Genomic DNA, 19,075 nt, shown 5'->3' on the forward strand with positions numbered 1-19,075 from the left:
GAATAAAGAGAACTTTCATTGAGGATAGATATGGAAAAAAAGACTGTCATCATTTCCGGAGGTAATTCCGGGTTGGGATATCAATGTGCAAAAAACATCGCCAGGTGTGATCCTAACTACCATATTGTATTGGCCTGCCGGAATGCTCAAAAAGCTGATACGGCTGCTGAAATGCTCAAAAAAGAAACGAACAATCCAAATATCTTTACAATGGAGTTGGATTTAGCATCTTTGTCATCGATTCGTATGTTTTATGATGCCTTTTCTCAAACAAATTTCCCACCACTCTATGCAGTGGTCTGCAATGCTGGCATCAGTGCCGGTGGTGTCCCCGGCAAGAAATACACACAAGACGGTTTTGAAATGATATTTGGCGTAAATCATTTAGGACATTTCTTATTAACAAATCTATTATTGAATCGTATGCAGGAATGTGGACGTATCGTTTTCGTCAGTAGCGACATGCACGAGCCCCCTGCTTTCTTTGGGCTCAAAGTAGTGTATGATAATGCGAAAACTATTAGCGTCCACAATTCGGGAATGCTTCAATATTGCACCTCAAAGTTGTGCAATATATATTGCACATATGAAATGGCAAGGCGAATCGCGACACAAACGGATAGGCAAATCACTGTAAATGCATTCAATCCTGGTGCAATGTCGGATACAAATTTTGTGAGGATAGAAGGGAACGTTCTATTACAAGGGATTGTGAGATCTTTCTCCTATATTATGGGCCATATCGTTGGGAAACCAGGCTCTTCTGTAAAATCTGGTACAATTTTAGCTTCGCTGATAACCGATCCGTCGTTTAGTACTATGACCGGAAAATATCTGGATAGAGGCAAGGATATAAAATCATCCCCGCTTTCCTACAACAAAGATAATGCCAGAGAGCTCTGGGAAACAAGCATGGAGCTATCCAAGTTGAGCCAAAGTGAGACTTTATTTGAAAAAGGAAAGTAGAACGAACTACAACCGCATAATTGAGGACGTAATACTATGACCAGAATAACAAAACCTGTGGAGGAACGGCGTCAAGAAATCATCGACACCGCAAAGAAGCTATTTATCGAGAATGGCTTCGGCAAAACACAGATAGCGGATATTTCCAAGGAGTTGGGGGTCGCGCAAGGACTCGTGTACCATTATTTCAAATCAAAGGTGGAAGTTTTGTACGCCGTAATTGATGGAATAGCAGATGAAAATGAGGAAATTACAAGACAAAATATGTCTGGTTATCATGGAACCGCGTTTGATAGCTTGAATGCTATTTTCATGCACCTCATGAACAAAGAAAAGATAGACAAATATAGCCCTCTATTTTCAAGTCTCAAGGATGATCAGGGGATCATGGAATACGTCAGTAAAAAAATGTTTATGTCTACTGAACCATTGTTACTGTCTCTGATTGAACAAGGAAATGCGGACGGTTCCTGGAATTGCACCTATCCGCAAGAAACAGCAAGATTTATTTTGCATGGGCTTAATGGAGTTATTGGCTTATATCCATTAAATCAGGATATACATCAAAAAAAACAAGCGCTTATCAACATTGTTTTAAGAGCGCTGGGGGGACATCTTCCAAGTAAATAATTACATATTTGCCCGGAAGGTGCAATTTGCGAAACGGTGTCATCTGAACTTGCCTCCGTCTATGATCCCCCAAACTCATAGGCAATAAAATCTATCTTGTAGTCACTCGTCTTTTGCAAGGAAATCCTGGTAAGTTGACCTTTAAATATGTCTCGATGCTGCTGCGATACATATTCTTTTCCTCTGGTTGCATGCGTACTGATAAGCGCCCGAAACGCATCTTTATCAGTACGCTTAGCTGATAACTCTGTCTTGCCTGGCGCTAACATTTTATCTGCAAGAGCATTTATTTCTTCTTCATAAACTGTTGTACCAGTAATTTTGGTGATAGGATGTTTAGAAGGAGACACTCTTGCATATTCAGCCGTCCTGCGATAAGAGTGATAAATTATTTCTGAATGTGGAAAATGATTCTTTGGATTGCGGTCGCCATAGTTAGAGTTAAGAGTCATCTCTCCCTTCTCAAGGTTTACTATATTCGTATAAGTTTCAAGCGGATTTTTTTATCTACGATAGCAACGCTATAAGTAAAACCATCACCTCTAGGTGAAACAGTTACATTGTAACGTGCTTCAAAAGCCTCTTTTGTATCAGGCATGTTGCGCTTTGCCTTGTCTAATACTTCTTGCCCTTTAGCTATTTCTGTCTTGAGGAAACTTTCCCTTGTTCCTTCACGTGCTGATTGGTCAGAACTTGAACGTTGAGCCGCTTCCAAAAGTGGATTCCATGTGTTTTTTCGTTCTATTTGCTGGTGCGGTTTATGAGGTATTTCTTCATGTGAAGCGGCTCTTCTGTCCACAATATCTCCTTTTTAAGGAGATATCACAAAAATCGGCAATGACACTTCTGCCTATTATCATTATAATTTACAATGGCAGAAAAATTTAGCATGGAATGAGGAAAATATCCTGGAGTATCCTCCAGGCCTGTCAGTGCAAAGCTAGCGTCGACATTCATACTATTTACGGCTCGGCTCTTGCATCAGTTGTGCTATGGGTATGGGCTGGGGTCCCAGCAGATCGGAGAGAGTCTCCGAGAGCGTGGGAAAGCGAAACTGAAATCCAGTAGAGAGAGCCACTTGTGGCACCATGCGATGGCTATCGAGAAAGAGGTCTGCACGCTCTCCCCACATCATCTTCATTATTCCGCTGGACATGGGAAAAAGCCTGGGGCGATGAAGAGTCTGCGCGAACACTTTGGCGAACTCGCGACTGGTGACAGGATTGGGGCTGGCGCTGATGAGTGGACCTGAGATAGTTTCCTGATCCAGGGCGTGTAGGATCAAGCGAACAGCATCATTGACATGAATCCAGGAGAACCATTGTCCCCCAGGACCATACGTGCCACCAAAGCCGCTGCGATACATGGGAAGCAGGGCAGCTAACGTTCCTCCTTCTCGCGCCAGTACCAGGCTCTGGCGCAGCAACACCAGCCGGGCACCAGTTTCGCGCACGCGCTGCGCTTCGGCTTCCCACGCCTGGGCCATTCCTGCAAGGAAGCCTTCAGTCGCTGGGGCCGCCTTCTCATCGACCAGCCGATCTCCAGTATCGCCTGCATACTCAACGGCAGTGGAAGAAATGAAGGTGCGTCCTTCTCCTCCGATCTTGCGGATGCCCTCTACGAGCGAGCGCGTCGAAAGCAGCCGGGTTTGAGTGAGCTCCTGCTTGCGTTCCGGACTCCAGGGCCTGGCAAAGATGGGATCGCCCACCAGGTTGACCACCGCGTCGGCCCCATCGACTGGAGCTACCGGATCACTGGCCTGCCATCTCCGCATCTCTACAGCAGATGGGAACTTCTGTGCCGCAGGCTGGCGCACCAGCGCAATGACCCGATCCCCTGAAGCTTGCAACGCCTCCACCAGGTGGTGGCCGACCATACCATTAGCACCTGCAATAGCCACTGTACGGGGTTTATCAATTCCTGGTCTTGTTGTCATCATCTTTTCCTTTCAAATTCTCTGCATAGGAAATGCCATATGCTATTTCTCTTTTAATAAATAACCAGTGGATATTTATTGACCAATGGTAAATAACGCGCAAAAAAAAGCGTTATTGAAACTTCATGCGCCAGGCTGCCGAAAAGCGCTCGCTGGTGGAAACAACCAGTTCCGTCGCTCGTTGCTTATCACCAGCCAATCGTCCAGCCAGAGAAAGCGAGACGAGACCATGTAACGCAGCCCAGAATATATCAACTTCACGATCTACATCGATATGCGAAAGATCGGCAGACTGTTCAAGCACGCGTACGACAGCCTCTTTAAGCTGGGCGAAGGATTCTCGCGCCTCAGTTGGTGTCTGATCCGTTCCAAAGGGGACGCCATCCAGGCCATTCATCACTTGATACAACTCCGGGTGTACGTGCGCGAAGTTCCAATATGCCAGTGCGACGCGCTGTAACACATCTTCTGGTGCACCAGGAACACTTTGTGCCCTGCGCAACTCATCCCGCAAAAGCGCGAAACCCTCGATTAAAAGTGCAAAAAGAAGCGCTTTTTTATTGTCAAAGTAGGCATAGATAGCCGCATGGCTGTATTCAATACGCTCTGCAACCTTACGAACGGTAACAGCATGCCATCCTTCCTGACTCGCTATCTCGCGTGCCGCCTGCAAAATTTGCTGGCGTAACTCTGCACGTTCACGATCACGTCTCTGTTTCGTTGCCACATTTCTACCCTTGTTTATTTATTTACCAATGGTTACTGATAGTATACAAGATAAGAACGCCCCTGTCAAGATTTTTGCCGGTTCTACTATTGTCCTTGATCAATGAGTGTCTCTTTTCCCAAGAGCGAGTCTCACATGTTTCCTGATGTTCGCCATCATACCTGGATGGAACATCACCATCCAGAGTAACACGTATTCCCTTCATGTACACATTTTTTCTGTTGCTCTCCGACAAATCTCTTATCTATCATAAATCTCCCTGGGATAATTAACTCCCTGAAAATATCATTCAAACACCTCAAATACCATATTAAATAAACAGTAGTGATAAACATCTATGAAAATGGTTATACGCACAAGAAAATTTATTTAGTAAATCGTCAAACATCAATATAAGTTTCAGAAATTATTTGACGAGATATTCGAGTAGATTAATATCTATCATGAATAGTGAGAAATTATAGCATTTTTCGCTATTCCTAGCAATGATATCAAAATCTGCCACCAAAAGGAGAGATTTCAAGCGTTTGATATATAGCAAATCGTGTCCATTTCATATACAAAGGAGGATCAACCATGATCGAGATCAAAGACAACTACTTCAAGGCGCCTGATGGTAATCGCTACTTCCGGCGCAATGCACCAGAGACGTCAATCGGATCGAAAGGCCCAAAGAAGACACCTGTTACTCAGGCGAACTACCTTGAGGTCGATGGGCATATCCAATACGACCTTTTCAACGGCAAGATTAAGAAGCTCCCCTCCATCGAAATCGACTGGGCGAGCGAAAAGAAGACCGATGTCGAAGCCAATGTCTCGTTGTACTTCGTTGCGGGTGGCACGGCGAAATTCACCCACGCGAAGGCCATTGATGCTCATCTCAAGCTCATACAGTTTCACATCGAAGGGGGAACCTTAAAGAACATCCTCAATACGGATGCCAAACCAGTGCGCGCGTCATTAAAAAAGGAAGGCAACGATGCTCGCGTTTGCTCGTCGATCTACGTAGTCATGTCCGGCGACCTGGCCGAGCGTTTCAATACGTCAGTGTCACTTGAGGTGTCGGGGACCGTGTCGGAGGGCTTGTCGATCACAGCCAAGGGCGGTGCGACGTGGAGCGGATCAGAAAAGATAACGTTCTCTTCTGGTACGGTGTTCGCGTACGGTCTCCATAAAGTAAAGGAGTGGAACGGCGACGAGATCGAAGTGATGGAGGACGATTGGCAAAGCTTTGGTTAAGAGGCAAGCATGAATCGCGTCTTTCTCAGAACTATGTCGTATCAGGAAAAAGCGGGAAAAGCTACCTTGTCCAAGATAATCTCACTTCCTGTCCTCTTTTAAAGCGTACTGAAGCGGCTCTGCACCATGCATTTCGATCCATGTGTCAAAGATAAGAGCCGTTACCTCGGAGAGAAATACTTGAAAAACATTTCTCTCCGGGACAGATTAGACTTCCACTGCTCGTTTGAATGCTTGTGTACGCTCATCACCAGAAATTATGTAAAGGAATTACGGTGAAAGAGTCTGTACGCATTTTACGCTCTAAAAGCTGATCAAATCCTGTAACTGATTACTCTCGCAACCAAGTCCAATAAAAAGGTAGGCCCCAATATTTGGATGGGCAGCCATACCTGCCAGCACACGTTGCAGTTAAGCAAAGGCTTCACCCCCCAGGCGCATCCCGCAGCCGTTTTTATGCGTGAGCCCGATGATGCCATCAACCTGGGGATAGGTGCGTAAGACCTCGGGTCCGAAGCGTCGTTGAATCAAGCGTACCGTGCTGGCGGAACAATTGACCGAGCGGATAATCGCAATATAGTTACGCGTCCCGGCTTTTCCATCTGGACATCGATAGCCTGAAAAGGTGAATTTTAAATGGAATAGATCCTATCCCTAATCCTGATGAGGGGCAAAATACTTGTCTTTTTCTTGTAACTTCCTCAGTTTTGACGATGCAAGTTTCATAGCCAGAAACTATACTTGGGCTAGAACACGGCAATTTTCATTCCAAAGAGGAACCATTTTCCTCTCTCAGAAAGGTAGGTAACTCGTGAAATATATGGTACTTGTGACATTCGATCACAGTAACGAAAGCGCATTCAGTTCAACCATTCCCGCCGAAGAAGCTCATGTTCAGAAAATGATGGAGCAGAATGTCATTGAGGGCGTGTATGTTTCCCAGGATGGGGCACAAGGATGGACAATCATGCAAGGAGAATCACAGGAACATATTGAGCACATCCTCACAACATTTCCTCTCTTCCCTTTCATGGAGACTCAATTAATTCCCCTGTTCGATCCACAGCTGGTCAGGTAGCCGACATCTACGCGCCTATTATACTTACCGGCTCTTTCTTGCTCCAGATGATTGAGATGAGTCGTTCTGTATAGTAGCTGAAACGATTGAATAGAAAGGATTGTACAGTGAATAGGGAACAAAACAATCTGCGTGGTCGTATTATTGAGAAAGATCTCTTGATTAAAGCGACCCCTGAGCGTGTCTTTCAGGCAATAACGGAAAAAGAAGACCTGGAACACTGGTTTGTACGACATGCCGACGTCGCTTTGCACCCGGGTGGGACCATTAAATTTGAGTGGGGGACCGGTACCAAAAACGCTGGCAAGATACTTGCGTTTGAACCAACGCGCCTTTTCAGCTATACATGGGAATTACTCGAACCCAGTCCTACCACCATTCACTTTGATGTACAAGCACAAAACGGTGGTACTCGCCTCCATCTCACTCACAGTGAGATTGGGGAGGGAGCAAAATGGGGTAACTATTATGACTCCAGAAATAATGGTTGGAGTATTCACCTCCAGCATCTGGTTGACTGGCTGGAAACGGGCAAAGAGACAACCTGGTGAGAAGCCCCCTGACCAGGAGGTCCATACGTCAATCATCTTCATATAGGAGATAGAAAGCTATCAGCAGCCTGTGATAAGCAGGCTGCTGATAGCTGATGAGGATAAGAGCTCGTCTTCATATTTTTGCAATCATCATCCCCGTCATGATCGTGCTTCCATACGCATCTTTGCATAGCTGGGATGGAGTGTCAGAACTGCGACAGGCTCCACCGGAGGAGCTCCAGCTGGCATCCTGAAGCGATAGCGTTGACCAATGGTAGCCAGAACCAGTTGTATCTCTGCCATGGAGAAGCTATTGCCAATGCAGACACGTGGTCCATTGCTAAATGGAATATATGCGAAGCTATGACGATTGGCAACCGCCTCAGGCCGGAAACGCTCAGGAATAAACTCCTCTGGATTTTCCCAGAAATCTGGATGACGATGAACCGTATATTGACTCCAGAATAACATCGAGTCAGCGGGGATATGATAGCCTCCCAGCGTATCATCATGAATAGTATGACGCATCACTTCCCAGGCCGATGGATAGATACGCATTGATTCTTCAACCAGCATTTTGGTATAGGGAAGCCTGGGAAGGTCTCTGATGGTTGGAATGCGCCCATTGAGGACTGTATCCAATTCATCGTGGAATTGCGCCTCAACATCGGGATGTTGTGAGAGCAGATACCAGGTCCAGGCCAACGATTCGGCACTGGTCTCCTGGCCCGCAAAGAGCAGAGTAATCACCTCATCGCGTAATTGCTGCTCATCCATCCCTTCACCGGTCTCTTCATCCCTGGCTTGCAGAAGCATTGAGAGGAGATCGCCGGTATCTTCATTACTTTCACGTCGCTGGCGAATCAACGCATAGCAGATCTCATCCATATTATGAATTGCACGTTGATACCGTCGACGCCAGTTCAACGGAATGAGAGGGAAACGAATATAGTTGGTAAGTGTTCTATTAACTTCATGGCAGGCCTGGTTAAATGGATTGGATTCGTGGGCAATATCTACTGAGAAAAGCGCTTTGCTGGTAATTTGCAGGGTCAGGCGCATCATTTCATCATCCATATCGATGACCTGATCCTCAGTGCTCGCGTTTTCCCAATCTGTGATCATATCGCATGCTGCGCTGGTCATCAGAGATCCCATTGCATCGATACGCTGATGATGGAATGCCGGTTGCGCAAGACGACGCTGACGTAACCATCCTTTACCACCCACATTCGTCACCAGTCCATTACCAAAGACCGTCTTGGACGCTGTAAAAAGAATCGCGTCCTTGTCATAGTTCATATGATTTTTCTGGAGCACGCGCTGAATATCATCTGGATGGTTAATAATAGTGATCGGCACATTCATCAGGCGAAACTGGCTGACATCTCCGTATGTGTGCGTCATATGAGTAAGGAACTGTAAGGGGGTACGCTGGAACGCGAACATACTGCGCAGATGGCTCTTTGGCCCGGGAATACTGGTGCGAGCGGAAGCTGCCGGTGTATCCTGAGTACGTGTTGAAGTACGAAGCACGGGAAAACTCCTTTTCTCTGTTTAGAAACGTTATGCCAGACAATCAGCCAGCATAGCAACCTGATCCAGTTCAGGAATACAGGGCATCAACACCAGTTCATCCGTACCAAGCTCTTCAAATGCCTGGATACTGGCCTGTATAGATTGCGGTGAGGACAGGACAAAACGTGCCATTTGCTCTGCCATTGGACCTAGCGGCGCATGATAATCAAGGATATATGCAGTTGAACGTGCAGCAGCATCCGGACCAAGCCCAAAGTAGGCATCCGCCACCAGACGAGGTTTTCCAGGCCGGCCGGCCTGTTGCCAGCTCTTCTCGGCGAAGCGGAAACATGCATTGATTTGTTCCAGGTTCCCGCCACCTGAAATGAAGCCATTGCCATAGCGTTCCAGACGACTGATCGCGGCTGGCATAAAGCCACCTATCAGTAATTCTGGCCCTCCAGCTTGTGCTGGCGCAGGACCAATAGGTCCAATCTGCTCATCTACCGGTTGGCCAGACCAGAGGCGTGTGAGCTGTCCCAGCTGTTGTTCGAAGCGTTTGCCGCGCTGGTGAAATGGAACCTCGGCCGCCTGATAATCGTCCTCCCGTCCCCCGATACCAAGGCCAATGGTCAAACGGCCATCAGAAAGAGCATCCAGGCTGGCCGCCTGCTTTGCCAGGATACCTGTAGTACGTAAAGGGGCCAGCAGGACCGCAGTCATCAAGCGGATACGTTGTGTCTCCCCGGCGGCGACCGCCAATGTCGTGAGTGCTTCAAAGTCTTGATAAACCAGGCGGTCCAAAAGTGCCAGGCTTGAGAATGGTCCTTCGTCTGCTCGTCTGGCCCATTTTCGAATCAACGAGCCTGAAATGTTGACAAAAGTTGATGGAAGTCCAATGCCGATTTTCATACGTGCCTCCATAATTTCTTTCTGATATCCTTACACGAGACATTCAGCGAGCAGATCAATCTGACTCAGATCCGCAATACATGGAATCCATACCACCTCATCCACTCCGAGCTCTTCAAATGCCTGTAGATTGGCCTTGATGACATCAGGTGATGAAGGCACCGATTGTGCAACCATCTCTGCAATTGGACCCAGGAAGGCATAATAGTCACGCATATAGGTGGCCGCCCGTTCAGCGGCGTCAGGGCCAAGTCCATAGGTGGTACAAACGACCAGGCGTGGTTTCCCAGTTCTTCCAGCTCGCTGCCAATGCTTTTCAGCCAGGCGTAAACTTTCGTTGAGTTGTTGTGGATCATTTCCGCTTGCCAGAAAGCCATTGCCCCAACGTTCCAGACGGCTGATCGCTGCCGGGGACGTTGCGCCGATAAGCAATTCTGGCCCTCCGACTTGCGTTGACGTTGGCCCAATTGCTCCAGTTTGTGTATCTACCGCTTGCCCTGACCAGAGACGTGTTAACTGCTCCAGTTGTTGGTCAATGCGTTTACCGCGCTGGTGAAATGGAACCTCGGCCGCCAGATAATCATCTTCTCTGCCTCCGACCGCAACACCTAGAGTCAAGCGACCGTCGCAGAGAACATCCAGGCTGGCCGTCTCTTTGGCCAGCATAGCAGTATTCCGTAAAGGTGCCAGCAGGACCGCAGTCATCAAGCGGATACGTTGTGTTTCTCCAGCAACAACCGCCAGCGTGGTGAGCGGATCAAAGTTTCCATAAACCAGGCGATCAAGGACAGCCAGGCTTGAAAATGGCCCTTTATCAGCTCGCCGAGCCCATTCTCGAATCAATGAACCAGAAACGTTGGGAATAGTCGATGGGAGTCCAATACCGATTTTCATGGGTGCCTCCAATACATCCGTTCTTGCCTCTTAAAGCCAGACTGCCAGCTTTAAGCTCGCTCTAATCTAAAAACACAAACGCCATCATGTCAGCCGTTTTCCACACAAGTCCTCCTGCCTGTCTGAGCGTTGGATTACACCGGGGTCACTCGTATCGGCAGAGTGCGGATATAGTCTCCATGTGGGTGACCGTCGCGCTTAATATCACCGACAATTTCAATCCGCGAGAAACGTTCAACGAGCAAGCGCAATGTTTCTTCAAGCTCAACAAGTGCCGCTGGACGACCGACACATGCGTGGTGTCCAAAACCAAAGTTGAAAATGGGGCGTGGATGCTTCCGATCGATGTGTAACTCCTCTGGAGCTTCATAAACTGATGGATCATGGTCAGCAGCAATAATCGAGGCAAATACCCAGGTACCCCCAGGGATAGTAATGCCGCCGAATTCATGGTCCTCGCGTGCAAATCTGGGATCAGACCACATCCCCGGACGGACCCGAGCAGATTCCATAACTGCATTTGGTATCAACGAGGGGCGACTACGCAGCAGATCCAATTGGTCAGGATGTTCGGCAAACGCGATGACCATCTGTGATAGGCTGGCACTTGAGTTGTCAGTACTGGCTGTCAACAAGGTAAACAAGATCTGAACGATCTCATCTGTTGTCGTTTCGCCACGCTGCTCGGCTTTGATCAATTGAGAGAGAGCATCATCGCCTGGATCGGCACGCTTGCGCGTAATATGATCAAGCACATAACGGACAAGTGTATGTGTGTTGTTTTCAATGTCATCACGATACCGGGCATCCGCACGGAACACTTTCAGGATATTCGCTGAGCATTCAGCAATCAGATCACGATCGCTCAATGGAGCGCCAATGAGATGGCAAAAGAGTGCTGATGGTACATACGGTGCTATCTCAGTAGCAAAATCGAACTCGTTTCCTTGCACGTTGTCCAGGAGATCTGAGACGATGCCTCGCACCAATGCATTGGTTGGTGCGAGCGCGGCGGCACTAAATAGAGGATTGAGCAGATGGCGTTGATGATGATGCGCCTCACCCTCCAGTGAATTAAGATTTACAGCGAAGAGTTGATATGCCTCATCTTCTGGTACGAGTCCGCAGGCACCGAGCAGATCTACCCAATCAGCCGGAAAACGCTTATCACGCAAGAGATCTCTGGAGAGATCATAGCTTAAACATTCCAGGCCACGCGGACTACGAGCCATGATCTGGTTCTCACCGAGTGCACGAATCGTCCCAATGGGATCATTGGCATATTGCGGCGAGAAAACATCGAGAAATGGCAATGTCGCATAGGTAAGCGTCCCCGAGTTGCTGGTATCCGTACGAGAGGTTGTCATAGGTTCTCCCTTTCTTTAGAATATCTATGAAATTGACGCAGAAACTGCTTTCATGCGTTTCCCATGCTTTTGTCTATGCATCTGATGTACTCTGGCTCAAGTATAGTGTCGGCCAACTGAACCTGCATCGTCAGAAGTGAGGAACTCTTGCCAGGACACACAAACAAGCTTATTCTCCTCAGAATTAAGGGCAGAAAGGGAGCTTACCTTAAAGAAAGCTATTGTGGCTCCATATAGTCGTGGCCTGGATACCAGTTGTCTCTTCCCTGAGGAATGAGATCAAAAAGGTGCCAGACAGGCGTGTACAGATCGATATCACGCTCCTGGCCTGCACTGGTTGTATAGCGATGAACGATTTTCCCCTCAGAAGTTCGTGTAAAAACGCTCAGGCCCGGACGAGCCACTTCATGGCGATGCCTGATAATCCCCGTATCCTGATAAAAAGTATTATCATGACAGGAGAGCAGACGTATATGATGCCAGCCACGTCGCGCAGCGAAGGCACGTAATCTTGTAATCTCTGCCTGGGCCACAACAACAAAGCTCACACGTTGCTCGAGGTGAGGCGCAATTGCGTTATAGCCATCAGCCCACATGCTGCACATAACACATGGCTCATTTCGGGTATGTGCGCCAAAAAGCAGCTCATCATCGGGACCAAACATAAAATGATCCATAATAAGTGTGTCATGACCGTTCGTGAAAAGATCCGAGAAGGAGACATCTCTTATGTCATACGGAGAATTTTGACTCAGATCTGCCGGCCCTTCGCGAAAGACATACTCCGGTATGTCTTTACCTGACGGCAACTGACGACGTAAAGCTGCCACGCGTTCCACTTGCGCAGTCAGCGCTCTTTCTGCTTTAAGCAATTCTTCACGGTGTTGGCGATACGTTTCGCTTTCACCTGAAAACACAATCTCTGACATCTCTTTTTTTCTCATCTGTTCATAGCAAAACAAGCCCACTCGACAAAGGGCTGAAGCCAGCAGTACGGAGAACGCTATTTTATATAAGGAGGAATACCTGGAGTGCCTTTCCCTGTCTCAAGATAGCCTTTCAAGCTATTCAGGAAATATTCCCAATTTCCACGTGTTTGCCTGTACACCTCGTCAACCTGGGTAAACCCATCATGTGTAAAGACCAATTTTGTTCCTCCGGGAGCAGGTGAGAGTCGCCAGGTGACATAGGTTCCAGTCCATTGCGGGGGCTCATTCTTTGATTTCCAGGTAACAGTTTCATCCTGTTCCAATTCAACGATCTCAAATTTGAGAGTTCTTCCACCCCACTGCTGAAAGCGGAATTCAGCGAGAGAACCTACCACCGCATTGACACTCAAATCGTTCGTCCACCATTGTGCTATTTCATTTGACTGCGTTAGAGCGGTGAAGACACGGCTCGAAGTCGTTGCAATAGTAAGTTCTTTAATAATGGCTGGCATCATCGTTCCTTTCTCTCGAACATCGCTACACGCCATCGCTTAACTTTCTGGTTAAGTATATAAAAGAAGAGAAATGCTGTCAAGGGTTACATACTATGTGGCATTCTCCTTTAAAGAGACGATTCCTGCTTCGCTTATTCTTAAGCAGGATATCCTCAAAATTGAGGGCTTCTTCCTGGTGCGCCTCCTGTTCGGAAGACCTTAGTTTTTGCGATGTGGATTAAGTCAGGCTTTTCTATAATTAAGCTATACAGGCGCAGTGCTGGTTGATAGAGCTACGCCTTCTACAAAAGGTACGTTCGTTACAGTCAGGCTGCTAGAAGTTTACTTACCAGGAGGTCGCAGGATGAAAAACGTTACTGAACGCATTGCAGCATTGCCCGCAGATAAGCAACAGCTACTCTTACAACGACTCAAACATACTGCTAGCCAGTCAACAGATACTATGCTTCCAGATCACGTGTCACTTGATAAGTGGATTGTGCGCTATCGACCCAATGAGCAAGCCAGACTGCGCCTGTTCTGTTTACCATATGCGGGAGGGAGAGCATCCATTTTTCGGCCGTGGCTGGATGCATTACCACCAGAAGTTGAACTCTGTTGCATTCAATTGCCCGGTAGAGAAGAGCGTCTGGCGGAACCACCCTACACGCGCCTGACGCCTATGATACAAACACTTGCAACAGCCATCTACCCTTACCTGGATAAACCATTTGTCTTTTATGGTCATAGTATGGGAGCCCTGCTTAGTTTTGAGTTGGCACGTCAACTACGTAGAGTCTATGATAAGCTTCCTCTTCATCTCTATCTCGCAGCATATCGTGCGCCCCAGCTGCCCAATCCCAACATCAAAATTTATCATCTCCCATCGGAGGTGTTTAAAGTCGTTTTACGCGCCGATGGCATTTCAGAGACCGTCTTGCAAAATGATGAGTTAATGCAAGTGATGTTGCCAACATTACGATCGGACTATGAGTTATGCGATACCTATCAATTTACTGAAGAGCCTCCCCTGAGCTGTCCATTTTCTCTCTTTGGAGGTCTGGATGATATCAGGGTCAATAAGCAGGATATTGAAGCCTGGCCTATCCATAGCAGTGCCGCATGTAGCCTCTCAATGCTCCCAGGCTCTCACCTGTTTTTGCATAGCGCACAAGATCTTTTATTAACAGAAATCTCTCAAAGCATGGAAAGATATCTGTGATCTTCTACACATAAAGGCATATAAACAGGAAAAAGATCCTTCACAGCGACAGATAAATCAGGAAGATGGTTTTGGCTATGCTTATGCTAAAAGCTAAAAAGCTGCCAAAGTGAGACTTTGACAATATCTCCTGCCATCAGTATAATGAATTATATGATGCTAGTTCATCTGGGCAACCAAATATCATCTTTCTGGCGCTCGCTGCTCCTACCCATCAAGCAGCCTGATAAACTGCTTCTTTGCTTCTACTCTTCTACTCTGAAGAGGTGAACAGACACATCACTTTAGCCTTGCAGCCATTTCCAAGAAAGATGTTGCGGGTTGGCTTAGAACAGCACAACTCAATTCTCTAGAAAACTACTCACCGCACTACATTGGAAGAGGAGCAAGCCATCGATGATACCACCGTTACCTCACAACAATACAACGCTTGTGCTACGGCATACCTTTATGGCTTCAAGATTACGCGTATTTCGGGCCTGGATTGAACCAGAAGCATTGCGTCATTGGTTCAAACCCCTCGGAATGAATGTGACCATTAGTGAACTCGATGTTCGTGTGGGTGGCTCATTCCGCTTCGATGTTGAAGATGGTAACTCCACAGTTGGTACGTACTTACGTGTCGCTCCTCCCGAACAATTAGTCTTCACCTGGTCCAGTGATGCAAATATGGGGAAAGAGACTATTGTGACTCTGGATTTCCTTGAGCAGGGACCAATGACAGAACTTATCCTGACGCATCAGAGGTTAACTGAACCAGAGATGCATGAGACATTTAGTGCCGGCTGGCTATCATTGTTAGATGCGCTTGCAACCGCGCTTTCTACCCAGACTGCCACTAATCCTCTGTGCAATGATTAACCTGAACCAATAAAGGCCACAAAAAATCCTTAGAAACTTCTACTAGCTTGACACTCTTTTCATTTCTCCTTATACTTAACCAGTGGGTTAAGTAATTTTACAGTACAGATCTACCACTCCATTGAATAACATGATGAGAACATCAAGTACAAATGTTCCATTGGAATAAATTAGACTTATAAATGTTTTCATCACATCTTATGCAGATAGAATGCGTCAAATAATAATTTTTAAATTGAAACGGAATAGTGAGATGAGAAGTAAACTAATAGGAGAGAATCATATTTTATCTTTACCCGCTGCCAGCAAGGTGGTTGATGGAGTTCAAGCTGATAGAGAAAAATAGAGCATACTGATTCTCTTCGTTGACAGATCTTTGCATCTCATTCGTGGGGGACGATTTATGAAGAACAAGCTGTCTGGCAACTCATTTCGAACCTTGGTGAACAAACCTCATACCACAGTATCGACCCAAAGAAAGGTAAGCCAGCCTCTCTTATCTGAAAACAAGATCATCACACGTACGCAGACAGATGTAGCGTTTCTGAAGCAAAATCTTCCAGTTTCTCTTCTGCCATTGGTAGGACGCCAACAAGATGTAGAAACTATCAGTACCCTTCTGCAACAGCCGGAAGTACGTTTGTTGACCTTGACTGGACCTGGTGGTGTCGGCAAAACTCGTCTTGCGCTACACACATCCAACCAGGTAGGTGAGCTATTTGTCGACGGAAGTTGTTTTGTCTCTCTCGTCCCAATTAGCCATGCTGATCTGGTGTTTCCAGCTATCGCACAGGCGCTGGGTCTTATGGAAAGGCAAAATGATGACCCACTCACCCAGATACAGACCGCGATCGGAAATAAGCGCTTTCTCTTGATTCTTGATAATTTCGAACGTGTTACTGTTGCCGCCCCATTATTACGGGATCTCCTCGTTGTTTGTCCGCAGTTAAAGATCCTGGTGACAAGCCGAATTGTGCTGGGGCTATTGGAGGAACAGGAATTCTATGTTACACCTCTGGAGTTGCCTGATATCACCCATCTTCTTCCCTGCGAGGATCTCTCTCAAGTAGCCGCTGTTGCGCTTTTTTTACAGCGCGTGCAAACGGTACGCCCCGATTTTGTGTTGACGAGTCGTAATGCCCCCGCGATTGCCAGGATCTGTGTCTATCTCGATGGTCTGCCCCTGGCTCTTGAACTGGCGGCTGCTCGTATGAAGCTTTTTTCTCCACTGAGCTTACTCAAGCGGTTGGATCATCGACTTTCCCTCTTGACTGATGGACCTCGTGATGCTCCGGGACGACAACGTACTCTCAGCAAGACGATCGAGTGGAGCTATGATCTGCTCACACCAGAGGAGCAACGACTTATCCGACGCCTTTCTGTATTTGTGGAAGGATGTTCCCTCCAGGCCATCGAAGCTATCAGCAGCGATATGCTTGGTCAGCAGGATGAACCGATCTTAAATGTAGTTGCATCACTGTTGAATCAGAGCTTATTGCAAAGCGAAGGGCAATCGCACACACACGAGCAACGTTTCATTATGCTGGAAACCATTCGCGAATATGTGCTGGAGCGATTGCGGGATAGCGATGAGGAAGCGATAACACGTCAGATGCATGCTGAATACTATTTGGCTCTGGCAAAAACGCTCGAAGTAAAAGTGATGAATGGGGGATCACCACAATGGGTGGCATGGATCGAGGGCGAATTCGAAAATTTGCGAGCAGCCTTTCACTGGTTTCTTCAATCGCAGGATGCTGAACGAGCATTAGATATCAGCGCGGCTCTCTGGGCCTTCTGGCTGCAAAGCTCTATTTTGGAAGGCCACAGTTGGATCAGCCAGGCACTAGAATGCAGTAAACATAGTACGACAACGATAAAGACGAACACAAAAGCGCAAGCAATGCATACCGCCTCAATGCTCAGCTACTATCGCAGCCGCTGGGATGAGGCGGATAGATTTGCTGATACCTCACTGCACCTTTTTAGGACAACCAATAATACACGTGGATGTGCCTGGGTGCTTATTACCCAGGGCATCGGGTCCTTATTACAGGGGCAATATGAAGACGCTTACACGGCCGCAAAAGAAAGTGTACAGGCATTATCTAAAACACCCAACACCTGGCTGCTGGCTGAGGCTTTCCTGATTCTGGCTTATAGTTACTATTTTCAGGGGGATATTCGTAATGCCTATGCTGTAGGCAGAAAAGGGCTCAAACTGAGTCGACAGACGGGCGAACTCTATACAATGATCAGAGCGGTGCATGCCTGTGCGCTCTTCGCCGAGGCACAGGGATATAACGACGACGTGCAATCTTTGTATGAGGAGACGATGACTATCACAAGAAACACACTCAAGATCGATGCGTCCTCGTCTCTTGCTGTCTGCCTGGTAGGCCTGGGAGCGGTTGCGGCGTTTCAGAAGCAATACAAATGGTCTGCCCGTTTATGGGGAAAAGCCAAGTCTCTTTATCATCGGGGAGATGGACTTTCTGACCTGAAGTCACGCGCATGGTTATCCATTATTCTGCGCACGCACCTGCTCTACGCCCAGGTTTTGGAGACGGTCTATACACGGCTTGCAGAGCAGGACTTTATCGATGCCTGGAACGAAGGACAGGCCATGACGGTAGAGCAATTGCTTGTGAAGCCGCAGGCTGAGCAAAAACATGTGACGTATGCCGCTTCAGAGAGTGTCACACTGGCTTACTCGGATGAATTAACGCCGCGTGAAAACGAGGTTCTGGCCTTGCTGGCCCAGGCATTGAGTAGCGCATTAATCGCCAAGCGACTCGGCATCAGTCTGGTGACGGTTAATTCACATATCCGTGCGATTTATAGCAAGCTGGGCATCTCTTCACGTAGTGCTGCGACGCGTTTCGCTATCGAGCACAACCTGGTATGATCGCTATCTATGCCTGCATGCACAAAGAGGTGCTCTCAATTCGCTAGATGGAGAAGTGTTACCAGTGCTGATAACACTTCTTCCTTTTTGCCTCTTGCCGTTTCTGCTCATGCCCCCAATTCTAAGCAGGACGCACAGATCGTTCTCTTTCTACAAGTTCCTCAGTTCTGACGATACCCGTTTGGCTTTTGGATACTATACTGAGGGCAGGTGGTGCGAGACGTAAAAGACAGGTGCGCTATCCCCTTTCCGACAGGTGATGATAAACTGTCAATTTGGTGCTCTTGAGTACAGAGCATGACAGGAGATGCAAGCGCAGCGTATGGGAAGTCAAAAACAGATCAATGTCCATCACCCTAGCATGTAGTTAATGAGGAGGTTATCATGTCATATCATCGTTTTGCTGTTCTCACCGAACAGGGTGACAGTGGAGTACAATCGCCAGAGTTTAAAGCACTTTTTGCTCCTGATGCAGAGCTCCATAGCCCCTTCCTGGTCAAACATCTGGAAGGTAAGTCGCTCACCTTACAATTCCTTACTGAGGCTTTTAAAAATGTTGGGTACCCAAAATATACTCATCAGTTTACGGACGGTCAGAATATTATTGTTCTGCTCTGGCGTTCACAGGGCCGCGTCCATGGCTATGAAGTTCAGGGAACCATGGTTCTGACGTTCGATGAAAATGGACTGATCCACTCGGCAAAAAGTTATCTGCGTCCGCAGCAAGTTGTCGTTTTCCTGCGCGAATTCCTGTTTGCATCTGCTGGTGCCAAGTTGCCAAAAGCTTACTGGGAAGCTTCGCCCGAAGGCTTCGCTGGAGATCCCTCTCTTTTGACCAATAAAGGCTAACTGTTTGTATTC

The 19,075-nt window shown here is 47.4% G+C and carries 19 protein-coding genes and 1 pseudogene; 9 read left to right on the forward strand and 11 right to left on the reverse strand.

From position 1 onward, the window contains the following. Positions 1–30 precede the first annotated feature (30 nt). Both AC27N8_RS02505 and AC27N8_RS02510 read left to right on the forward strand, forming a co-directional pair. Positions 31–966: an SDR family NAD(P)-dependent oxidoreductase gene (locus AC27N8_RS02505; protein WP_487063621.1), complete on the forward strand. Its 936-nt coding sequence runs from the start codon at positions 31–33 to the stop codon at positions 964–966. A gap of 36 nt (positions 967–1,002) precedes the next feature. Then, entirely contained in the window at positions 1,003–1,596 is a 594-nt protein-coding gene (locus AC27N8_RS02510; protein ID WP_487063623.1) for a TetR/AcrR family transcriptional regulator, read from the forward strand. Between the two features lie 59 nt (positions 1,597–1,655). Here AC27N8_RS02510 and AC27N8_RS02515 read toward each other — a convergent pair whose 3' ends face one another. The 4 genes from AC27N8_RS02515 to AC27N8_RS02530 all read right to left on the reverse strand — a co-directional run bounded on the left by AC27N8_RS02515 (position 1,656) and on the right by AC27N8_RS02530 (position 4,259). Then, positions 1,656–2,048, reverse strand: coding sequence for a hypothetical protein (locus tag AC27N8_RS02515; protein ID WP_487063625.1), 393 nt, complete (start codon positions 2,046–2,048; stop codon positions 1,656–1,658). Positions 2,049–2,068: 20 nt separating this feature from the next. Next, positions 2,069–2,395, reverse strand: a complete 327-nt coding sequence (locus tag AC27N8_RS02520) for a hypothetical protein (protein ID WP_487063627.1) — start codon at positions 2,393–2,395, stop codon at positions 2,069–2,071. 159 nt (positions 2,396–2,554) lie between these two features. Continuing rightward, entirely contained in the window at positions 2,555–3,535 is a 981-nt protein-coding gene (locus tag AC27N8_RS02525) for a TIGR01777 family oxidoreductase (protein WP_487063629.1), read from the reverse strand. A gap of 109 nt (positions 3,536–3,644) precedes the next feature. Beyond that, positions 3,645–4,259, reverse strand: a complete 615-nt coding sequence (locus AC27N8_RS02530) for a TetR/AcrR family transcriptional regulator (protein WP_487063631.1) — start codon at positions 4,257–4,259, stop codon at positions 3,645–3,647. Between the two features lie 576 nt (positions 4,260–4,835). On the opposite strand from AC27N8_RS02530, the gene AC27N8_RS02535 reads away from it, so the two are divergent. Further along, a complete protein-coding gene (locus tag AC27N8_RS02535; protein ID WP_487063633.1) occupies positions 4,836–5,498 on the forward strand; it encodes a hypothetical protein in 663 nt (220 codons plus the stop codon). A gap of 303 nt (positions 5,499–5,801) precedes the next feature. Here AC27N8_RS02535 and AC27N8_RS02540 read toward each other — a convergent pair. Further along, a pseudogene (locus tag AC27N8_RS02540) lies at positions 5,802–6,104 on the reverse strand (UxaA family hydrolase); the annotation flags it as partial. Positions 6,105–6,318: 214 nt separating this feature from the next. Between AC27N8_RS02540 and AC27N8_RS02545 the strand changes: the two are divergent. Next, positions 6,319–6,576, forward strand: a complete 258-nt coding sequence (locus AC27N8_RS02545; protein ID WP_487067892.1) for a muconolactone Delta-isomerase family protein — start codon at positions 6,319–6,321, stop codon at positions 6,574–6,576. A 107-nt stretch (positions 6,577–6,683) separates the two neighbouring features. Beyond that, complete coding sequence (locus tag AC27N8_RS02550; protein WP_487063635.1) at positions 6,684–7,127, forward strand: SRPBCC family protein; 444 nt, start codon at positions 6,684–6,686, stop codon at positions 7,125–7,127. Positions 7,128–7,268: 141 nt separating this feature from the next. Here the strand turns inward: AC27N8_RS02550 and AC27N8_RS02555 are convergent, their stop codons facing one another. The 6 genes from AC27N8_RS02555 to AC27N8_RS02580 all read right to left on the reverse strand — a co-directional run bounded on the left by AC27N8_RS02555 (position 7,269) and on the right by AC27N8_RS02580 (position 13,244). Beyond that, a complete protein-coding gene (locus AC27N8_RS02555; protein ID WP_487063637.1) occupies positions 7,269–8,645 on the reverse strand; it encodes a cytochrome P450 in 1,377 nt (458 codons plus the stop codon). A gap of 30 nt (positions 8,646–8,675) precedes the next feature. Further along, positions 8,676–9,539: an LLM class flavin-dependent oxidoreductase gene (locus AC27N8_RS02560; RefSeq protein ID WP_487063639.1), complete on the reverse strand. Its 864-nt coding sequence runs from the start codon at positions 9,537–9,539 to the stop codon at positions 8,676–8,678. A gap of 30 nt (positions 9,540–9,569) precedes the next feature. Then, a complete protein-coding gene (locus tag AC27N8_RS02565) occupies positions 9,570–10,433 on the reverse strand; it encodes an LLM class flavin-dependent oxidoreductase (RefSeq protein ID WP_487063641.1) in 864 nt (287 codons plus the stop codon). Between the two features lie 134 nt (positions 10,434–10,567). Next, positions 10,568–11,800, reverse strand: coding sequence for a cytochrome P450 (locus AC27N8_RS02570; protein ID WP_487063643.1), 1,233 nt, complete (start codon positions 11,798–11,800; stop codon positions 10,568–10,570). A 218-nt stretch (positions 11,801–12,018) separates the two neighbouring features. Continuing rightward, on the reverse strand, positions 12,019–12,729 hold the full coding sequence (locus AC27N8_RS02575; protein WP_487063645.1) for a DUF899 family protein: 711 nt from the start codon (positions 12,727–12,729) through the stop codon (positions 12,019–12,021). Between the two features lie 74 nt (positions 12,730–12,803). Then, entirely contained in the window at positions 12,804–13,244 is a 441-nt protein-coding gene (locus AC27N8_RS02580; protein ID WP_487063647.1) for an SRPBCC family protein, read from the reverse strand. 343 nt (positions 13,245–13,587) lie between these two features. On the opposite strand from AC27N8_RS02580, the gene AC27N8_RS02585 reads away from it, so the two are divergent. From AC27N8_RS02585 to AC27N8_RS02600, 4 genes are all read left to right on the forward strand, one after another. Further along, a complete protein-coding gene (locus AC27N8_RS02585) occupies positions 13,588–14,445 on the forward strand; it encodes a thioesterase II family protein (RefSeq protein ID WP_487063649.1) in 858 nt (285 codons plus the stop codon). 396 nt (positions 14,446–14,841) lie between these two features. Next, positions 14,842–15,306, forward strand: coding sequence for an SRPBCC family protein (locus tag AC27N8_RS02590; RefSeq protein ID WP_487063651.1), 465 nt, complete (start codon positions 14,842–14,844; stop codon positions 15,304–15,306). A 403-nt stretch (positions 15,307–15,709) separates the two neighbouring features. Further along, the gene (locus tag AC27N8_RS02595; RefSeq protein WP_487063653.1) at positions 15,710–18,214 is read left to right on the forward strand and encodes a LuxR C-terminal-related transcriptional regulator; all 2,505 of its coding nucleotides are present in this window, start codon (positions 15,710–15,712) and stop codon (positions 18,212–18,214) included. 384 nt (positions 18,215–18,598) lie between these two features. Continuing rightward, entirely contained in the window at positions 18,599–19,063 is a 465-nt protein-coding gene (locus AC27N8_RS02600; protein ID WP_487063655.1) for a nuclear transport factor 2 family protein, read from the forward strand. The last annotated feature ends 12 nt before the right edge of the window (positions 19,064–19,075 follow it).

The sequence above is a fragment of the Dictyobacter sp. Z7_2 genome, from assembly GCF_057551105.1.